This window comes from Methylocystis sp. Uni0008 (assembly GCF_056838045.1).
This window is the reverse complement of the sequence record NZ_CM166370.1, coordinates 49,997-67,540: the sequence shown is the minus strand read 5'-3', so window position 1 is coordinate 67,540 and position 17,544 is coordinate 49,997. Positions and strand designations below refer to the sequence as shown.

Annotated in this window: 15 protein-coding genes and 4 pseudogenes; 11 read left to right on the top strand and 8 right to left on the bottom strand. The window is 60.7% G+C overall.

Annotation, left to right across the window (positions count from 1 at the left end; all coding sequences use genetic code 11):
* Positions 1-58: 58 nt before the first annotated feature.
* The 3 genes and pseudogenes from AC0X69_RS00355 to istA (AC0X69_RS00345) form a co-directional block, all read right to left on the bottom strand.
* A pseudogene (locus tag AC0X69_RS00355) lies at positions 59-838 on the bottom strand (IS3 family transposase); the annotation flags it as partial.
* Positions 839-930: 92 nt separating this feature from the next.
* Positions 931-1,659 carry an IS21-like element helper ATPase IstB gene (gene istB, locus AC0X69_RS00350; protein WP_482610225.1) on the bottom strand — a complete coding sequence of 243 codons (729 nt, stop codon included), beginning with the start codon at positions 1,657-1,659 and terminating at the stop codon, positions 931-933.
* Positions 1,592-3,158: pseudogene (istA, locus tag AC0X69_RS00345) on the bottom strand (IS21 family transposase). Before istA (AC0X69_RS00345) ends, istB (AC0X69_RS00350) begins: the two are co-directional and overlap by 68 nt.
* A gap of 390 nt (positions 3,159-3,548) precedes the next feature.
* Here istA (AC0X69_RS00345) and AC0X69_RS00340 point away from each other — a divergent pair.
* Positions 3,549-3,778, top strand: a pseudogene (locus AC0X69_RS00340) (IS5/IS1182 family transposase); the annotation flags it as partial.
* Between the two features lie 202 nt (positions 3,779-3,980).
* Here AC0X69_RS00340 and AC0X69_RS00335 read toward each other — a convergent pair.
* A complete protein-coding gene (locus AC0X69_RS00335; RefSeq protein ID WP_482610223.1) occupies positions 3,981-4,724 on the bottom strand; it encodes a CHAP domain-containing protein in 744 nt (247 codons plus the stop codon).
* 154 nt (positions 4,725-4,878) lie between these two features.
* Between AC0X69_RS00335 and AC0X69_RS00330 the strand changes: the two are divergent.
* A pseudogene (locus tag AC0X69_RS00330) lies at positions 4,879-5,168 on the top strand (IS630 family transposase); the annotation flags it as partial.
* 1,340 nt (positions 5,169-6,508) lie between these two features.
* Here the strand turns inward: AC0X69_RS00330 and istB (AC0X69_RS00325) are convergent.
* Positions 6,509-7,375, bottom strand: coding sequence for an IS21-like element helper ATPase IstB (gene istB / locus AC0X69_RS00325; protein ID WP_482607322.1), 867 nt, complete (start codon positions 7,373-7,375; stop codon positions 6,509-6,511).
* Positions 7,372-8,637 (bottom strand): IS21 family transposase, encoded by a 1,266-nt coding sequence (istA, locus tag AC0X69_RS00320; RefSeq protein ID WP_482609828.1) that lies wholly within the window; start codon positions 8,635-8,637, stop codon positions 7,372-7,374. Before istA (AC0X69_RS00320) ends, istB (AC0X69_RS00325) begins: the two co-directional genes overlap by 4 nt.
* 250 nt (positions 8,638-8,887) lie before the next feature.
* Here istA (AC0X69_RS00320) and AC0X69_RS00315 point away from each other — a divergent pair, with 250 nt between their 5' ends.
* The 4 genes from AC0X69_RS00315 (at position 8,888) to AC0X69_RS00300 (ending at position 11,562) form a co-directional block, all read left to right on the top strand.
* The gene (locus AC0X69_RS00315) at positions 8,888-9,595 is read left to right on the top strand and encodes an NAD(P)/FAD-dependent oxidoreductase (RefSeq protein ID WP_482610221.1); all 708 of its coding nucleotides are present in this window, start codon (positions 8,888-8,890) and stop codon (positions 9,593-9,595) included.
* A gap of 120 nt (positions 9,596-9,715) precedes the next feature.
* A complete protein-coding gene (locus tag AC0X69_RS00310) occupies positions 9,716-10,051 on the top strand; it encodes a hypothetical protein (protein ID WP_482610219.1) in 336 nt (111 codons plus the stop codon).
* 128 nt (positions 10,052-10,179) lie between these two features.
* Positions 10,180-10,398 (top strand): hypothetical protein, encoded by a 219-nt coding sequence (locus AC0X69_RS00305; RefSeq protein WP_482610217.1) that lies wholly within the window; start codon positions 10,180-10,182, stop codon positions 10,396-10,398.
* A 432-nt stretch (positions 10,399-10,830) separates the two neighbouring features.
* Complete coding sequence (locus AC0X69_RS00300; protein WP_482610216.1) at positions 10,831-11,562, top strand: hypothetical protein; 732 nt, start codon at positions 10,831-10,833, stop codon at positions 11,560-11,562.
* Here AC0X69_RS00300 and AC0X69_RS00295 read toward each other — a convergent pair.
* The gene (locus AC0X69_RS00295) at positions 11,559-12,749 is read right to left on the bottom strand and encodes an extracellular solute-binding protein (RefSeq protein WP_482610214.1); all 1,191 of its coding nucleotides are present in this window, start codon (positions 12,747-12,749) and stop codon (positions 11,559-11,561) included. The genes AC0X69_RS00300 and AC0X69_RS00295 overlap by 4 nt on opposite strands.
* Before the next feature lie 421 nt (positions 12,750-13,170).
* On the opposite strand from AC0X69_RS00295, the gene AC0X69_RS00290 reads away from it, so the two are divergent.
* The 4 genes from AC0X69_RS00290 to AC0X69_RS00275 all read left to right on the top strand — a co-directional run bounded on the left by AC0X69_RS00290 (position 13,171) and on the right by AC0X69_RS00275 (position 16,678).
* Complete coding sequence (locus AC0X69_RS00290) at positions 13,171-13,428, top strand: hypothetical protein (protein ID WP_482610212.1); 258 nt, start codon at positions 13,171-13,173, stop codon at positions 13,426-13,428.
* Between the two features lie 623 nt (positions 13,429-14,051).
* Positions 14,052-14,531 (top strand): FkbM family methyltransferase, encoded by a 480-nt coding sequence (locus tag AC0X69_RS00285; protein WP_482610210.1) that lies wholly within the window; start codon positions 14,052-14,054, stop codon positions 14,529-14,531.
* Positions 14,532-14,947: 416 nt separating this feature from the next.
* Positions 14,948-16,177: an acyltransferase family protein gene (locus AC0X69_RS00280; protein ID WP_482610208.1), complete on the top strand. Its 1,230-nt coding sequence runs from the start codon at positions 14,948-14,950 to the stop codon at positions 16,175-16,177.
* A 33-nt stretch (positions 16,178-16,210) separates the two neighbouring features.
* Entirely contained in the window at positions 16,211-16,678 is a 468-nt protein-coding gene (locus AC0X69_RS00275; protein WP_482610206.1) for a peroxiredoxin family protein, read from the top strand.
* A 10-nt stretch (positions 16,679-16,688) separates the two neighbouring features.
* On the opposite strand, the gene AC0X69_RS00270 is transcribed toward AC0X69_RS00275, so the two are convergent.
* Positions 16,689-17,102, bottom strand: coding sequence for a metallopeptidase family protein (locus AC0X69_RS00270; protein ID WP_482610204.1), 414 nt, complete (start codon positions 17,100-17,102; stop codon positions 16,689-16,691).
* Positions 17,103-17,197: 95 nt separating this feature from the next.
* Here AC0X69_RS00270 and AC0X69_RS00265 point away from each other — a divergent pair, with 95 nt between their 5' ends.
* Positions 17,198-17,521 carry a hypothetical protein gene (locus tag AC0X69_RS00265; protein WP_482610202.1) on the top strand — a complete coding sequence of 108 codons (324 nt, stop codon included), beginning with the start codon at positions 17,198-17,200 and terminating at the stop codon, positions 17,519-17,521.
* The last annotated feature ends 23 nt before the right edge of the window (positions 17,522-17,544 follow it).

Sequence of the window (17,544 nt, the reverse complement as noted above, 5' to 3'; positions counted from 1 at the left end):
CGTATGCCGGGTGCAGGGTCGTCTTCGCGATCGACATTGGTCGCCGTGTTGTCGCCCCTTAATTTCCGGACACGGGCTCCACAGCCTCTTTGATTGACCTATCGGCGATGAACTCACGCGGCGAACGATAACCCAGCGCGCGATGCGGGTGAAGTTGGTTGTAGTGGTCGAACCATTTCGACAGCGATCGGATAACGGTTTGCGCATCGGGTGTCGGATTGACGCGGACATAGTCGCGTTTGATCGTACGCACGAAAGCCTCGGCCATTCCATTCGATTGTGGGCTCTCCACGGGAGTCGTCAGCGGCTCGAAGCCGATCTCGCGAGCAAACTTGCGTGTTTCTCCAGCAATGTAGCAGGAGCCGTTGTCGGTCAGCCATTCGATCGTCGCCGGCAGTCGATTGATTGGTCCGAAGCGCTGTTCGACGGCCGCGACCATGAGGTCGCGAACATCTTCTCCCTTGATGCCTTCGGTCGTCGCGACATGGCCCACAGCCTCGCGGTCACAGCAATCGAGCGCAAAGGCGATGCGCACCTTTTCGGCATTGTCGCATGTGATCTCGAAGCCGTCCGAGCACCAGCGGAGGTTCGATTGTGCGACAGCGATCTTGCCGTCATGTCGGCGTTCGTCGGCGCCACCCGCGTGGCGTGAAAGCAAAAGCCCGTGAGCGCGCATTACTCGATAAACCCGCTTGCGGTTCACAGGCGCGCGGTCCTCGGAGATGCCGTCGCGGCGCAGGACAGCCCAGACGCGCGCATAGCCATAGGAGGGCATATCAGCGATGACGGCCTTGATCCGCTCCAGCAACTTGTCAATCGGCGTTGAAGTTTGACCCCTTATCGGCGTCCAACATTGACCCCTCTGTTGCGCGCGTCGTGACGGAGGGAGGGCGTAGCCCGACCGGAGTTACGATGCGCGCGGCGGCGTGATCAGAGGCGGTTCTTGAAGCGCCAGCTTTCGTTGCCGGTCTCGACGATGTCGCAGTGGTGGGTAAGCCGATCGAGCAGCGCGGTCGTCATTTTCGGATCGCCGAAGACGCTCGGCCATTCGCCGAAGGCCAGGTTGGTCGTGACGATGATAGAGGTGCGCTCGTAGAGTCGGCTGACCAGATGGAACAGGAGTTGGCCGCCGGCCTGGGCGAAGGGCAGATAGCCGAGTTCGTCGAGAATGACGACGTCGAGACGGGTCAGATAATCGGCGAGCCGCCCCTGCCGTCCGGCGCGCGCTTCCGCCTCAAGGCGATTGACCAGATCGACGGTTGTGTAGAAGCGCCCGCGCGATCCGGCGCGAATGCAACTTCGGGCGATGGCGATCGCAAGATGGGTTTTGCCTGTGCCCGTTCCGCCGACCAGCACGACGTTACGCTGCTGGGCGATGAAGGCGCCGCTGGCGAGGTCGCGCACCAGCCCTTCGTTGATCGGCGTGTCCTTGAAGGCGAAGTCGTCGATGTCCTTGGCGAGGGGCAGCTTTGCGATGGTAAGCTGATATTTGATCGAGCGCGCCTGCTTTTCCGATATCTCGGCCTTGAGCAGGTCGCCGACCAGACGCTGCGGTTCATGTTTGCGCTTTAGCGCCGTCGCCAATGTCTCGTCATAGGCGCTCCGCATGCCATAGAGCTTGAGTTCTCCCATCAAGTCGAGCACTTCGGTTCGTTCCATGGTCATACGCTCCTGAGCTGATCGTATCTGGCGCAGTCGGCGATCGGGGCGTGGGTCAACCGCAAGGCCGCCGGGGTTGCAATGACCGCGGCGGGTTCGGGATCGCGCCGGCGCGCGAGAATGTTGAGGATGACGTCGGCGGAATGGACGCCGTTTTCGAGCGCTTCGGCGCAGGCGGCGTCGAGTGCCGGCAATCCGTCAGTGAGCACGGCGGCGAGAATGGCGACCATCTGACGATCGCCGTCGTCAGACCCGGCGAGCTTGCGGCGGACGCGCTCGAGCGCGCCAGGCAACAGCCAATCCTTGAACGGCGCGCCATTCCTCAGCGCGCCGGGCTTTCGCGCTAGAACGGGGACGTAATGCCACGGGTCATAGATCGTCTCGCCGCGCCCGAAGCAACGGGCGTGTTCCGCGACAATCCTGCCATCCTGCCGAATGACGATACGATCGGCGTAGGCGTGGATCTCGACCGGGCGGCCGACAGCGCCGGCGTTCACCGAGTATTTGTTGTTGTCGAAGCGGACCAGGCACGTCTTCGACACGGAAGCCGGCAGCGCGTGGAATCCGTCGAAGCGGCCGCGATAGGGAATGAGCCGGGGGCGCTCCTCCTCGAAGACCTCCCAGACGGTTCTGTCGGCGCGCTCCGGATGGGCGTGCGCCTTGGCGTAGGCGATGCATTTATCCATCAGCCAAGCGTTCAACTCGTCGAAGGTCTTGAACCGCAGGCGAGGCGTGAAGAAGCGCTCGCGCACGAGGCCGACCTGATTTTCGACCTGTCCCTTCTCCCAGCCCGACGCCGGCGTGCAGGCCACAGGCTCGACGAGATGGTGCGAGCACATCTGAAGGAATCGGCGATTATATTGCCGGTCCTTGCCGACGAAGATCGTTTCGACCGCCGTCTTCATGTTGTCGTAGACGCCCCGGCCGCAGGCGCCCTTGAACAAGGCGAAGGCACGCTCATGCGCGTCGAAAACCATCTCCTGTGTCTCGCGCGGATAGGCTCGGGCGATAAACATCCGGCTGTGACAGAGCCGCAGATGCGCGACCTTCACGGTCATCGTCACGCCGTTCATCAGAACGATCTCGTGGCTCCAATCGAACTGGTAAGCCTCGCCCGGCGCAAAGCTCAGCGGCACAAAGGCGCTCGCCGTCTCGCTGGCATGGTCTCGCGCCCAACTCCGCGCGTAACGCCGCACCGCGTCATACCCGCCGTCATAGCCAAGCGCCCGCAACTCTTCGAACACACGGATCAGCGTCAGCCGCTCGCGCGCCGGCTTTGTTGCATTCTCCGCGAGCACTCGGTCGATCTCCGCCTTCCAGGCGCCGAGCTTGGGGCGAGGCTGAATCTCCCGCTCGTAGGAAAACGACGTCTCGCCTGATCGCAGAACCTTGCGAACCGTATTGCGCGATATCTTCAGATCACGGGCAATCTCCTTGATCGACTTGCCCTTCTGGAAATGCTCCCGCCGAATCCGGCCAATCGTCTCCACAACAAGCATCCCCCACCGCCCGCTCGATACCAAAGCGGGCAGACCTGCAAACAGTTCAGATGGGGGTCAATTTTGGACGCCGATCCCCCGGCTTAGGGGGTCAAAATTGCACGCCGAAACACAAGCAACTCCCCGTCCGGCAGCGGCGGGCGGCCTCTGCGCTTGGGAGAGCGCCCGGCCACCCGCTCCGCGACGTTCGAGCGGGTGACGCCGATTGTCTCGCATATGGCCTTCATCGCGAACCGTCCCTGGGCAGCGACAGCGACCGCAATGTTCGTTTGCGTCGATCGAGCGGCTCATCGCGTAGCCGACGACGCGGCGCGACCAAGCGTCAAGAATCACATCGCCTTTCAAACCTATCTCAACGCCATGGACGCAGCGCTGCGCGAGGCCGGCTTTCGCAAGAAGCTCAAGGGCAAGCCGATGCCGGAGCGAACGCGCATCGCCAATGCGCAGAAGTCGAAAGTGCGCAGCGCCGTCGAACATGTGTTCGCGCATCAGAAGGGGCTGATGGGCCTGTTCGTGCGAACAATCGGCCTGGCGCGGGCGCGGCTCAAGATCGGGCTCGCCAATCTCACCTACATCATGCGCCCTTCGTCTGGCTGCGCGAGAGAGGGGCGCCTGCTTAGCAAAATTAGCGGCAAAGGCCGCGCCGCTCACCGGGCGACGCCGCTTTCGAAGCCCATGAACCGATTCTCCCCGGAAGGATGGCCTCGAGCCGCCTCACGAACAACAGCCAGTCCACGAAAAGCCCGGTTATTGGAGGTGTCCAGCTCTTTTCTAGGGAAGACCATCGTGCATCAACAGACCATAGCTTTTTCGGAAATCCCCTTAGTCGGGCCGAACAAAAGCAGCCAAGAATTTACCGGAAACGGCTGGATCCTTCATCAGATTGAGCGAATAGCCTGACGTATCAATACGACTTTGGCGATAACCCGGCCCACAACCGGTTGTCGATCGGCCAGACTGATTACCGCCAAGGACGCGCACTGAATCGCCCGTCATTCCATTGAAAAAACCAACGTGCCCGTGTGCGGAATCGCCGATATTGGTAAATACACAAATATCCCCTCGCTGCGGATTATCTACCCTCTTGCCGTAACGCAAAAAGCTTTGGGATGAAGCAGGATCGGGGGGGATTTCTTTTCCAACTCTCTGCAAGCACCAAGATACAGTTGCCGCGCACCATGCTGTACAGTCGCCAGGCATTGGTGTTTTTTTGTAACCCACATCATGAAAAAATTTGACGAGAAGAGGGTTACCGATCCGCTTCCAGCGGGAATTGAACTTCTCCCCGGTAGAACCAACGTCCGTCAATGCAGCGAGCCTCTCCATAACTGCTACATGATCTTCTTTTGGAAGATCTGTTATAATATTTCGCACCTTTTCTAAGTCAGCCGGATCTACGTCCCTGATTGGACCGCGCCCATGCGCGAAGTAGTCATCAAAGTCGTACTCAATGTATTCAGGGTCAGGGCCGGCCAACTCTGCTCGCGCACAAAGGCTTGATCCGACAAGAAAGCCGATCCCCGTCAGCAGAGTGCGCCGATCTATAAACATGTCAGAAAAATACATAATTGCACCATCCTGCGCATTTACCGCATTTATTTTCTTACCATGATAAATTTTCCCCTACAACAATATCGTATAGATTTCATTGCCCGTCATCTGGATCCGAAGTTAGGGTACGATATTATATGCGCTCTCGTGATTGCATGGGAGCGAGACAATGGCGAATGCTGCGGGGCATCCGGTCGAGCCTGTTGTTCTGACAGACGAGGAACGGGCCCCATCTGGCAAAAAAATTCCAACGTCATCGCGTGGCGCGCGCTCTGTCGGAGCGTTTACCGAATCATTCTTCGCTGCGCCGGCGGTCTGCCCAGCAAAGTGGTCGCCGCCGAGTCTGGCGTCCATGAACATACAGTCGGCAGGCGTAGGCTCTTTTTGAAAGACCGGGGTGAGGGCCTTCTGGATGTAGACCGTCCTGGCCGACCGCTCACGATCGACGGTAACCAGGTTTGCAGCACGGCGCTGTCTATCGTGGAGTGCGGAGGCAAGCGGCGTAATCGGCGGTGGATACTCAGATGACCGGCTCATCCAAAGGCCGGCGCGGATGTGAAGTGCACCTCGTTTTGACCGGACATCTTGCATAGCCGATAAGGCATAGGCATACGTCTATGGATACGACTATGATCAAAGCTCCGGATGACCCGATTTTGCGGGTTGAAGTCATTACCTCCGTTCAACGCCGGTGCGCTCGTCGCCCCAAAATGCAGCGCCTCGACCTTCCACAGGCGCTCGCGTAGCTGATCTTCGATCTCCACCGTCGTCCCGCCTTTCCACGGAACGACGCCAGTTCCCCGAGGCGTGGTCAACATCGCGCGTAGAGCTGTGCACAGCCGATACCCGCGGGGCCCCGCTCCGCTTACGGCCCACAGGCTGCACTCGGGCTTTTTGAGGGAAGTGGTCCAGCAAGGCGTCCCTCGCCCTTAGGCATGCCGCTAAGCCAGCATCCTTCGGGGCGGCGTGATGGGGGAGTGCCTGCGACTTTTTCATAGCGGTTCGCCACGATGCGACGATTCAAGCAGCCATTCGGAATGGCGGCCCGATACCGCCCGTAGCCGACCTTCACGAGCAGACCCTCCTCGCACATCCTGGAGAGATAACACCGCGGAATACCGGCGTCCGTTAGATCGCGGGTCCACACCTCGCCCCGTTCTCGCGCCAGAGCAACGGCGCGTTCCCGAAGCGATGGCGGCGGACCGCCGGCCAGGCGTAGCGCTTCGGCGCGATCCCGGTCGCGCTTGCGCATCTTCGGCGACTGTGGCGCCTCCCGGCGGAGGGTGATAGCGAATTCATATTTCTCAGTTTCGTCGACTCCGGGGAGCCATTTCCAAACGAAGCTGTAGGTCCTCGCTAAAGAACAACAGCAAGCGGGTTTCGGCTCTCCGCCTTCGCCCGACAATTCGGCCGCTGCGGCATCGACGGTGCTGCGTGGGCAAGCCGATGCTCACCTTTGCGATTCTGCGCGTGGGCGCACCCGCGCCGCCCTATATAAAAGCGCAAATGGATCTCCCTCACCGTCGCTCATAGCCCCTCATCACAATAGGCAAGCATGCGCTGCGCTAGCGCTGAGGCGCGAGAGGTCGAAGATGCGCCAGCGTTGGGATTCAATCATCATCGGCGCGGGACCGGCCGGACTGATGGCCGCAGTTTATCTCGCCAGGTATCGACGCTCGACGCTCGTTCTGCATGATGGGAGGAGCCGGGCGGCGTGCATTCCTTTGACGCATGTAAATGCCGATGTTAATTTCCCCAGAAGCGCCGGAGTAAAATTCCCCAGTTGGCGGGCGTGGCGATCAGCCGAGGTCTTGATCGGCGCCTCCGTTTTTTGGCGGGCGTCCGCGACGACGCAGGGTCGGCGGGATTGGCGCGGGTTGGATGCTGGCTTTCGTCCGAACATGTTCGGGCAAGAGGTCGGCGTGCTCGCGCAGGCGATAGCTCGAGCCTTCGATCTGGAAGACGACGGCGTGATGCAGGAGACGGTCGAGGAGCGCCGTGGCGACGACTGGATCGCCAAAGATCTCGCCCCATTCCGCGAAGCCGCGGTTCGAGGTGAGGATCATGGCGCCCCTTTCATAGCGGGCGTTGACGAGCTGGAAGAACAGATTGCCGCCGCCGGGCGTAACCGGCAGATAGCCGATCTCGTCGACGATCAGCAGCGAGAAGCGGCAGAAGTAACGGATCTTCTCCCGCAGCGCCCCTTCGCGTTCGGCCTTGGCCAATGTTGTGATGATGTCGGCGAGGCAGGCGAAGTAGACGCTGCGGCCGGCTTTAACCGCCTCGACGCCGAGCGCCAGGCTGAGATGGGTTTTGCCTGTGCCGGGCGGTCCGATGAGATGAACCGCTTCGGCGCGATCGATGAACTGCAATTCGGCGAGCGCCATGACGCGGCTCTTGTCGAGCGACGGCTGGAAGGCGAAGTCGAAGCCGGCGAGCGTCTTGACGGCGGACAGGCGCGCCATCTGGAGCGCCATCCGGACGCGGCGGTTCTCGCGTAGCGTCAGTTCTTCGGTGAGCAGAATGTCGAGCGCGTCGAGCGCCGTAGTCTCGCCACGCTCGATGCCGCGCAGGGTGATGTCGAGGATTTCGAGGGCGCGCGGCATTCTCAGGCCGACGAGATTGCGTTTGACGCGGTCGATGACGGCGGAGGGCGTTGCATTCATCGTGAGCCTCCCTGCATCGCCAGCCGGCGCCCCACCGCGTCATAGAAGGCCAGCGGGCGTCTCGCGGCGTGATCGCCGGCGCGCAGCATGAGGGACGGCAATGCGTCGGGCGGCCGGCGACGATACGCTTGCAACGGCATTCTGCGATGCGCCGGATCGAGACGTTTTTCGCCGCGGCCTTCGAGCGGCGCATGGGCGGCGATCAATTCGCCGTCCTCGAAGATGCGGATGGCGTCGGCGAAGACATGGACATCAAGGACGCGTCGCCGGGTCGTGTCCGGGACGCTGTAGAGATTGCCGCCGACGCTGACCATGCCTTCATGCGACGCGCGCCGCTCGAGCCGAAGCACCGCCTGATAGGGCGTCGACGGCACCGGCTTGAGCGACGCCTTCTCTTCGGCGAAAGCCTCATCGACGACGCGCCTGGTCGTGGCGTGGACCCTCGGATTGGCGATCGTATCGAGCCAGATTCGGAGCTGGGCGTTCAGGTCATCAAGATTGCGGAAGGCGCCGCCGAGGAAAAAGTCTTCCCGGATGTAGCGGAAGGGCCGCTCAACCTTGCCCTTCGTTTTGGCGCGGTAGGGTTTGCAGGCGCGCGGCTGAAAGCCGTAATGGCGCGCCAGATCCAGTAGCGCGCGATTGTAGACAACGAGGCCATCCGGGTCTTCCCCGATAACGGCCGTCTTCATGCGATCGTAGAGGATCTCGCGCGGGACGCCGCCGAGCGCCTCGAAGGCGGCCATATGGCAGCGTAGGACGCTTTGCATATCCTGGTGCAGGACGAAGCGCGCCCAGATGAAGCGGGAATGCCCCAGGACCATGGAAAAGAGCCAGACGATCCGCTTGACGCCGAGCTCGTCGAGGAACTCGACATCGAAGCGGGCGAAGTCGACCTGAGCCTGTTCGCCAGGCGGCGTCTCGAAGCGCACCTCGAAGCCTTTCGAGCGCGGCGGCCGAAGTTCGCGCAGGAAGTCGGTGACCGCAGTGTAGCCGCCGGCATATCCGCGATCCTTGATCTCTCGCCATAGCCGGCGGCCGCTCAGCGCCGGATAGGCGACGAGGCGCTCCCGCAGATAGGCCTCGAAAGTTGCGATCGCGCGTTCGCGCGGCGGCCGCGCCTTGTAGCTGGGCGCCGTCAGCCCCGCGGCGATGTGCTTGCGGACGGTCTTCCGGTCGATTCCGAGCTGGCGCGCGATCGCGGACACAGAGACGCCCTGACGATGTAATTCCAGGATCATGACAATTTCCCCGAGTTTGATCACCGAGCCCTCCCTTCCGCCAAGGGGAGCAGCATCGGCGAGTCGGCGCCGCCCGGCCTTCCAGGGCATGCCCTGGAAGGCCGGGCGTCACGAAAACTGGGGATTTTTCAATCGGCACATTTGGGGAGTTTACGACCGGCACTCACAGACGCACAACGCCCCCGGTTGGACAAAGGGGATCAGCGGCAAGCGGCTCCTCGCCAAAATGGCCGCTCAGGGCGCCGGGTTTGGCGCGTGCTTCCATAGCGCCCACGTGGAGCAGGTCCAAAAGGCGCCGTCCGATTTCGTGGTGGGCGCGGCCGGCGGAGCGACATGGCGCTCAAGCACGCTCATAGTCGCGACGGGCGCGGATATGAACCAGATCCCATTAGAGGCGAGCGACCACGAAACAGCTCTCGCGAATCGCGTCCTGGGCTATTGCCCGATTTGCGATGGCTTTGAGCATATCGACCAGAGCATAGGGGTGATTGGATGCGGCGAGCACGCCGCGAAAGAAGCGCTGTTCCTAAGCCGGTATTCAGCTCGCGTCACCCTGATCAAAAAGACTCGGTTCGATCTCGACCCGCAGCTTTCGGAACAGCTTTCCAAGGCGGGGATCGAGGTGCTCGAGACGCCGGTGGAAGAGTACCTGGTTTACGATCGGGAAATGGCGTTGCGCATGGCGGACGGAAGCCAGCTCGCCTTTGACGTGGTTTACCCTGCACTGGGCCTGCGTCCTCGCAGCGAATTGGCGGCTGCGCTCGGTCTGGCCCTGGATGACGCGGGCCATGTGAGCGCCGACTCACCCTACGTCGCCCATGTTCCGGGGCTTTACGCCGCCGGCGACGTCGTGGCTGGACTGGACCAAATCAGCGTCGCGACGGGCCATGGCGCAATCGCGGCAACGAAAGCGCATAACTGGATGCGCGAGCAGGAGCTTATTTCGAAAGACTTCGGCGCCTCAGACGAGGGCCGTGGTTGAAGCTCGAACTATGCTGTGCTGGCGGCTTAGCGTGTCGAAAGCGCAATCAGCAGGTTTGAATCGCGTCCGAGTGAATTAAGCTCGCATGAATACAGGCGATTCGGAATCGGGGCTGAAAAAATGAGCGCCAATCAATCGAGTGAACCGCGTTTCCAAATCATCATCTGGAAGGGCGCGAAGCAACTCGGAACGCTGCGTGATCGCGACGCCAGCCGGGCGCGCAGCAATTACGGCGGCGTCGTGGCGCGTTACAAAAATTCCACCGACAATCACCGGATCGAACTTTACGACGGGACGGATTTGATCGAGGCCTGGTCGACCGAGGACGAAAAAAGAGCTCCTTCCGCAGAGACGCGTGTGCCCGCCAGCGGAAAAATCCATCGCGAGGCCGAGCCCGTCGGGCGGGCCATGGCGATCCCCTGTCAGCTTGTGCCATCACGCTCGGCGAAATCGTGATCTGGACAGTGGCGATTCTCACGCAAGCGGCTGAACGAAGACCATGAAATCTAAGGGGCAATCCTTGCCGCCGGGAGGGTTGGCGCTACCATAAGGCGCATGCCAAACGGCAACGCCTGGAGCAGCCGTTGGCGTTCCCCCAGAGTTGGGAGGAAGCTATGCGCAAGGTCACGCTTTTGGTGGCGGCTCTGCTGATGACGAGTCTTCCAGCGGTGGCGCATACCCCGCAGGCCGTCGGCGGCCACTACCGTCACATGCATCGTGATTGGAGCCAGCAGGGACGACACGTGCATAACGTCTGCTGGGAGTGGGATCCTGCCGAAGGATGGGTGTGGGTCTGCCGCTAAATGGAACGGATGGCGGCCGGATTCAAACTGTCGGTCCCTGGCCGTCGTCCTCCCATCTTTCCTCCGCCTAACCTCGGCCGAGTTCCCAACGCCTCTTCACGCCAGAGGCCGAATGGCCGCGCCGCCTCTCGCCGCTTGCTGATTTCGCGCCGAGCGCCTGACAGCATCATGGCCGTCTTGTCGTCGAATAGATGGTTGGGCCAAGCGCGATGGTTGCCATTTGCGAGAGCAAGACAATGTTTGCAGTGTGGGCCGCTTTCCGCGGGTGGGCATGACACGCGATTGGACGCTGTTGAAGAAATTATCCGCGAGGGCCCGATGACCATTCTGAACAGAAAAACTCGAAAAGCGGCGCAGCTCCTGGCGGGAACCGCTCTCCTTGTCATGATTAGCCCCCCATTCGCCGAAAGCGGGCCTAGCGGCGAGCGGGCTTTGGAAACCGGAAGTCATGAGCCCCAACTAGTCGCTCGCCGCTATCGCGGTGCCCGCCGCCCGTTTTCCGACGAGAACGCCAGGGAACAAACGCTCGAAGACGCTTCATCGCCGAGCAGCAGCGGGGCGCTGGCGGCGGCGCTGGCCTCCTGCGACAAGACTTCGAATGGAACGCCAAGCCTGACGTTGCCAGGCGCCAAGGGCGCGATCAGATTGGACAGCTGCTATCGCGGGCGCGAACAATTCGTTTGTAGCGTCAACACGCTCCTCGATGAGGCCAAAAAGCTCAACACTGAGTTCGGACACATCGTCGAGGCGAGATATCCCGGAGTGGCCAGCGTCGATGCGATCTGCCGTATCCGGCCCGACGCTCTTTCTGCGGATTTGACAAAGGCGGGCACTTTCGCCGCTAGGTTTAAGGACTTAAGGGCCGAATACGATCGGCGCCTCAGCTGCGCCATGAAAGTTGAGCAAAACCTGAAACAGGTGAATCTTGGCGATATGCCCCACTCGGCGGACATATTGAAGTCGATGAACGAGACGCTTGAGGCCGACTTGAAGGATGTCGCCGCCACAAGACAACAGATTTTCGAACTTAACGAGAAAATGCAGGCCTCGCAGAAGGCCATCGTGACCATCGAGAAGCTTCGTCCGACGATGTGTCTCTCGACATCGGTCCCGACAGCCGCCGAAGACTATGAAAGCGGAGAACGACGCCCAGTCTATCGTTAAAAGATAGGCGGCTTGGCCGGCTTTACGAATGGCCGGCCCGATCCCCACATCGTGGCTCCCCTTCTTCCCGGCGTTCCCTCGCGACTGATCGGCCCCGTCGCGCGAGCGCCGCCATCGAATTGAGGCGCGACCAGTCGCTGCATCATGGCGGCGTCCGGGTAAATCGACTTGTTTCGGGCGATGGTCCCGTCGACCAAGGTTCTCGAGGCCGGGACGCTGTTGGCGACGCCATTGAAATTCGTGTTGCGGGCGGCGATTTCCGGCTCGAGAAGGAAGTCGATGAATGCGTACGCCTCTTCGACATGCGGGGCGCTCGTCGGAATAAGAAGATTGTCGAGTAGAATAGGAGCGCCCTCGCGAGGGATGAAAAAGTCGATCTCGACGAAATTGTTCACCATGCCGGCTGTGTAGCGGGCGCGCATGCTATCGAGCGAATAGCCGACCGCGACGCAGACGTCGCCGTCGACCAGCGCGTTGACGTAATCGATGGGGTTGAGCCGTTTCCCCTCTCGCCGGAGGGCGTTCAAGAGTTCGGCGGCGCGCGCCGCGTCGGTGCGGCGATCCAAACCCGCCGAAAGTCGCCAGTTGGACCACAGATACTGCAGCGCGGCAGAAGACAAAACCTCCGGACTGTCCAGTATTCCCACTCCGCAAGCCGAAAACTTCTTCAAATATTCCTGCTTGAACAGCAAGCCCCAGGAGTCGAACGCGTCCGCTAAGCGCGGAGAGTCGCCCATGAGGCCCCTGACCTTTCCTACGTCGTAGGCGATGCCCATCGCGAACCACGCATAATTCACCGCGCGTTCGTTGCCGGGGTCGTAAACGGCAAGACGCTCCATGACCTCCGGCCAAAGGTGCACGGCGTTCGGAAGCTTGTTCTTGTCGAGCTTCTGATAGAGGCCCGCTGCAATCTGCTTTTCCAGAATACGGCTGGAAACGATCACAACGTCGAAGGCCGCATTCCCGGGCTTGAGCGTCTTCTCTGCGATCTCATCCGATGTATAATTTTCGTACGTCACCTTGATGCCGGTCGTCCTGGTGAAGTCTGCAAGCACGCGGGGATCGACGTAATCGCCCCAGCCATAGACATTGACGATCCTCTCTTGGCTGATCGCAGGTAAAGCGCAGCAAGGAAACGCCAGCGCGACGCTGGTGACTGCGACCCGAAGGACGCTTGTGGGACTCATCGGGAAACGCTCTGATGTCTGTCGATCGGCCCATACGGGGGTCTTGAACCCAGATATCTATGCGTGCCCGCAATTGCGGCAATGTTCGCGTAATAACGACGGCGTTGCGAGCCGTAGCGCGGGATGTCGGGCAATCACGAAGCCGCCCTTTGGCTCTAGCCGCGGCGTGGGAAGGCGATAACTCAGCAGCGACTCCAACCTATGTGGCCTGCGGCAGGTGGCCAGGGCGAATTGCAGCGGTCCAGTTCGACTGGTTTGAGACGTGAAGTGGTTATGACGCACTCAGGAGCGCGCCATGCGGTCACGCGAAGTTCGGCCGACTCAAGTTCAATCTAGCCAAATCCGACCACCCCCGCCGCGTGTGCGGTATCGCCACTGGATTTTCAGGCTTCCACTCGCCCGCAATTACCGCGGAATGGTCGTGGGGCGAACGATCCTCTTCAAGGGAGACGAATCGGAGGTTTCATCGACGCTCATTCGGCATGAACTCATCCACCAGGAGCAGATCGAGCGCCATGGGATAATGCGTTTCTATCTCATCTATTTTCGCGACTATCTTTCGAACCTTTGGCGCTTGCGCGATCACGACGCCGCCTATCGGAACATTCCGTTCGAAATTGAAGCTTTCGAACGTCAAAGCGAAACGGCGAGCGATCTGGACGACGGCCGACGGAAGTGATCCAGCTGTCATTGGTCAGAATACAACCAGGCGGCAGACCCTCCGCAGCCCGCGCCTTGCAAAGCGACTCTCTGCTTCTCTATCCGGACTTGACTAATTTGGTCTGGCTTGAGCCAGATAGACCGCTGTGTTAGCAAACGCGATGCTTTATCTGTCCGATAGAATTATCAGCGGCTCCTTCGCAGATTCTCTCCTGAAATGGCTTCCGTCGGGCCTTAAGAACGCCATCTCATACAGACTTGAAGACCTGACAGTCAGATCGCTCGAACAGACCGAAACATGGCGACGCTGGCGCCTTTTCGACGAGATTTCGGAAAAGTCCAATCTGAGCCTCTTTTGCGTCGGTTCGAGCGCCGAGCATTTTGTCATCAACTGTCGCGACAAGCACATCAGTCGGGAGTTGTTCCTGGCGGGAGAGCATCGCGATTTCCAAAAGCTCTCAGATTCTGTCGAGCTTATCGCGCGGAAGGGACGCCGCCCGTCCGTGCTGGTCGATGTCGGCGCAAACCTCGGATCGATCTGCGTGCTGGCTGTTGCGCGAGGACATTTCGCCAAAGCGATCGCGATCGAACCACACCCGTTGAATTGTCGACTTTTTACGGGCGAACGCCGCGCTGAATGGCGTGCATGACAAGATTGCGATTTTTGAAATTGCGGCGGGCGCTCAGCCCCATGAGCTGCTCGAGCTGGAGTTGTCCACGGAGAATTGGGGAGACCACCGCATCGCCGTCGCCGCCGAAGCGACAGCTGAATCTCTTACGTCCCTCGAGCGGCTCCAAGTGCAATCGAAGCGCCTCGACGACATCCTGGACGTGCCCGACGTAAGCGACGCACTGCTTTGGATGGACGTGCAAGGCTATGAGGGCCACGTCCTGCGGGGCGCAGGCGCGCTGCTCGCGTCAAGGACGCCACTCTGCATAGAATTCTGGCCTTACGGATTGGAACGGGCGGGAAGCATTGAACCGCTTCTCGAAAGCGTCGCGGGATACGAAGTTTTCTACGACCTCTCGCAGACGGAGCGCGCCCGTCCGATCCATGAGCTTCGGTCGTTCTTCGATGAAATTGGGTACGGCGAGCAGCAGACCGATATTTTGATCTTATAGCAGCGAAATCACGCTCGGCGAGCGCTCCGAATTGCTTTAGGCGCCACTCCTCCGCCCGGTCGGGTGCGAGACGCGAAACTTAAAAAACGCATTGAACCCAGCTCGTCGCATCGCGCCGAGGCTGGATGCCGACGGTCGCGCTGCCGACAGCTCAGCCCACAAGCATGATTCGTCTCATTGGCTAAGCCACAGTTTAGTCTCGGCTTTTTTAACAGTTTTTCCACATTTTTGTGCATTGCCGCCCTCACGCCGACTGGATTAATTCTAAAGAGCTTCGCGCCGCTTAGGCCGCGCTCAAGGTCGCTTTTTGCTGGCGCCGGCGTTGCCGGGCGTGTTCTTCCGAGGCAAATTCATCAACAGCGGCAAACCTTTAGCAACAGACGTCACCTTTGGATGACCGAACATATGGGCCGCACATGTCATTTAAGCTCGGATATCGCACGGAACTGGATGGTTTGCGCGCCGTCGCCGTTTTGTCGGTCATGGGCGTCCATGTCATCACCATCGGCTCGGGCGCGGATCTCGCAGGAAAGAGCGCGGGCCTGCCGCCGCTAACGTCTGGCGGCATGTTTGGCGTCGACATGTTTTTCGTGCTCAGCGGTTTCCTGATCACGAGCATACTTCTGCACGAGCACTCGAAATTTGGTCAGATCGATTTCAGGGCGTTCTATATCCGCCGCATCCTACGCCTCTCGCCGGCGATGCTGATGCTCCTCTCCGCCTGCGCGGTCTACCTTCTCCTCAATGGTGGAACCAGCGGCGGCTTCGACTGGTTCTCGATTCTTTTCTCCGCTCTCTACATCGCCAATTTCGCGTTGATATTCTGGGGCCTGCGTCTCGGCATGCTCACGCAGACTTGGTCACTGTCGGTCGAAGAGCAGTTCTATTCCGTTTGGCCGCTGGCGGTTTCAAAACTTGTCAGGCTTCCCCGCAGAAATGCGCTTCGGATCGTGGCGGCGGCGGCGGTCGCCTCCTGGCTGTTGCGCGTCCTTCTGTTCACGACCTTTATGAAATATCCGGCTTGGCCGCTGTTCGGCTCGGCGGTGCATCTCATCTTGGCGCATTGCGACGGACTGCTGTGCGGCGCGCTCGTCGCCATGGCGGCGAACTGGGGTTGGCTGCCAGCAGCGCGCGGAGACCGGCGCGTGGAATGCGTCAGTTGGTTCTGCGCCCTGTCGCTTCTCGGAGTCCTGTTCTTTGGACCGGGGATGCACAAGGGCATTGCCGACGCCGGAGACATATTCTTTTTCTATTACGCCTTCGTCGCAGTCGCGACAGCGGCGCTCATCGCGACATTCCTTATCGACCCCCATCTGACCCTTTGTAAATTGTTGCGCTGGGCTCCCATGGTCTGGATCGGAAAGATTTCATACGGACTCTACCTCTATCACATGCCTATCTTCGTCCTTACGCCGGCGTCGGCGCTTGGGCCAAACACTGCGTTAATTGTCGCGCTTGCTGGCTCGATCGCGACCGCCGCCGCCTCCTATTTCCTCATCGAACGTCGTTTTCTCGACCTGCGGCGCACGCTTGGCGTTCCGCGCACAGCGCAGATCGTTCGCCGACCTGCGCCAAGCGAGGGAGCGCAAGCGCTCGCGCGTCAGCCGCGCGTCGCCCGCGTGCGCGCAAAAACAACGGTGCTATGATCCTTCGTCCGCCCTGCTGGATAGGAGGCATCAGTGCAGGCGCCCGAACTTGCCGTTTCACGCTGGTTCAACACGCCGACGCCGATCACTCTTGCGGCGCTGCGCGGACGCGTGGTCTTGCTTCATGCCTTTCAGATGCTTTGTCCGGGTTGCGTCGCGCATGGCACGCCGCAAGCGCAGCGCGCCCACACGCTGTTCCGCAATTCGGATCTCAGCGTCATCGGCCTGCATACGGTGTTCGAACATCATGCGGCGATGACGCCCGTCGCGCTCGAAGCCTTCATCCATGAATATCGCCTGACCTTTCCCATCGGCGTCGATCAGCCAGGAGAAAGCGGGCCGATTCCCGTGACCATGGCGCGCTACGGGATGCGCGGGACGCCGACGGCGATCCTGATCGGCCGCGATGGCCGCATCCGCCATCACGGATTCGGACAAGAGGACGACATGGCGCTCGGCGCCATCATCGGAACGCTGCTCGCCGAGCCCGCGCTATCCTAAGGCGCAGCCGCTATTCGGCGCGTCGTTCGATCTCTTCAATATCGGCGTCCGTCAATCCGAAATGATGGCCGATCTCGTGCACGAGCACATGGGTGACAATGGCCTCGAGCGTGTCGTCGCCTCCAGCCCAATAGTCGAGGATCGGCCGCCGATAAAGCCAGATCATGTTGGGCTGCTCGCCCGTTTCGGAGAGATGGGCGCCCTGCGTCAGACCGCGGCCGCGAAACAATCCGAGAAGATCGAACTCGCTCTCGCAGCGCATATCGTCGAGCGTCTCATCATCGGGAAAATCCTCGACGCGAATGACGAGGCCTTCGCAGAACTGGGTGAACCGCTTCGGCAGAGCCGCATAGGCGGCGTCAGCGAGCGCTTCCATATCGGCCAGCGTCGGCGGCCTCGCCCGGCTCCACGGCTGTCCAGTCATCGCAGGCTGACCATAGGCCGCGAAAAGCCGGGAAAGTGAGGAACAATCGGCGGAACGGGGTGTTCAGGCAGGATCACCATCATAGGGAGAAACCCATGAATAAGCTGTTCATCGCGGCGCTCGCGCTTGGCGCTTTGTCGTTCACTCAATCCGCAGTTTCCGCGCCTGCCGCCTCTCCCGCCCTGAACGTGGCGCAGAGCGATGGCGGCCTCCTCCAGAAGATCGGCGATCGCGACCGCGATTGGAAGCATCGCGGCGACTGGGATCGTGATCGCGGTTATCATCACGGTTGGGATCACAAACGTGGCTGGTGGGGCCGGGATAACGGCCAGTGGCGCGACGATCGCTGGCGCGACAAAGATTGGCGCCGCGGACACAAACGGGACTGGGACAACGACCATCGGCGTGGCAACGACTAAGCCTTCGAGGCGCTGGACCCGTT

Coding starts and splice junctions, on each gene's coding strand:
- istB (WP_482610225.1), bottom strand. CDS start 1,659: ATGGAACGAACCGAAGTGCTCGACTTGATGGGAGAACTCAAGCTCTAT.
- AC0X69_RS00335 (WP_482610223.1), bottom strand. CDS start 4,724: ATGTATTTTTCTGACATGTTTATAGATCGGCGCACTCTGCTGACGGGG.
- istB (WP_482607322.1), bottom strand. CDS start 7,375: ATGAATGCAACGCCCTCCGCCGTCATCGACCGCGTCAAACGCAATCTC.
- AC0X69_RS00310 (WP_482610219.1), top strand. CDS start 9,716: ATGAGCGCCAATCAATCGAGTGAACCGCGTTTCCAAATCATCATCTGG.
- AC0X69_RS00295 (WP_482610214.1), bottom strand. CDS start 12,749: ATGAGTCCCACAAGCGTCCTTCGGGTCGCAGTCACCAGCGTCGCGCTG.
- AC0X69_RS00280 (WP_482610208.1), top strand. CDS start 14,948: ATGTCATTTAAGCTCGGATATCGCACGGAACTGGATGGTTTGCGCGCC.
- AC0X69_RS00270 (WP_482610204.1), bottom strand. CDS start 17,102: ATGACTGGACAGCCGTGGAGCCGGGCGAGGCCGCCGACGCTGGCCGAT.
- AC0X69_RS00265 (WP_482610202.1), top strand. CDS start 17,198: ATGAATAAGCTGTTCATCGCGGCGCTCGCGCTTGGCGCTTTGTCGTTC.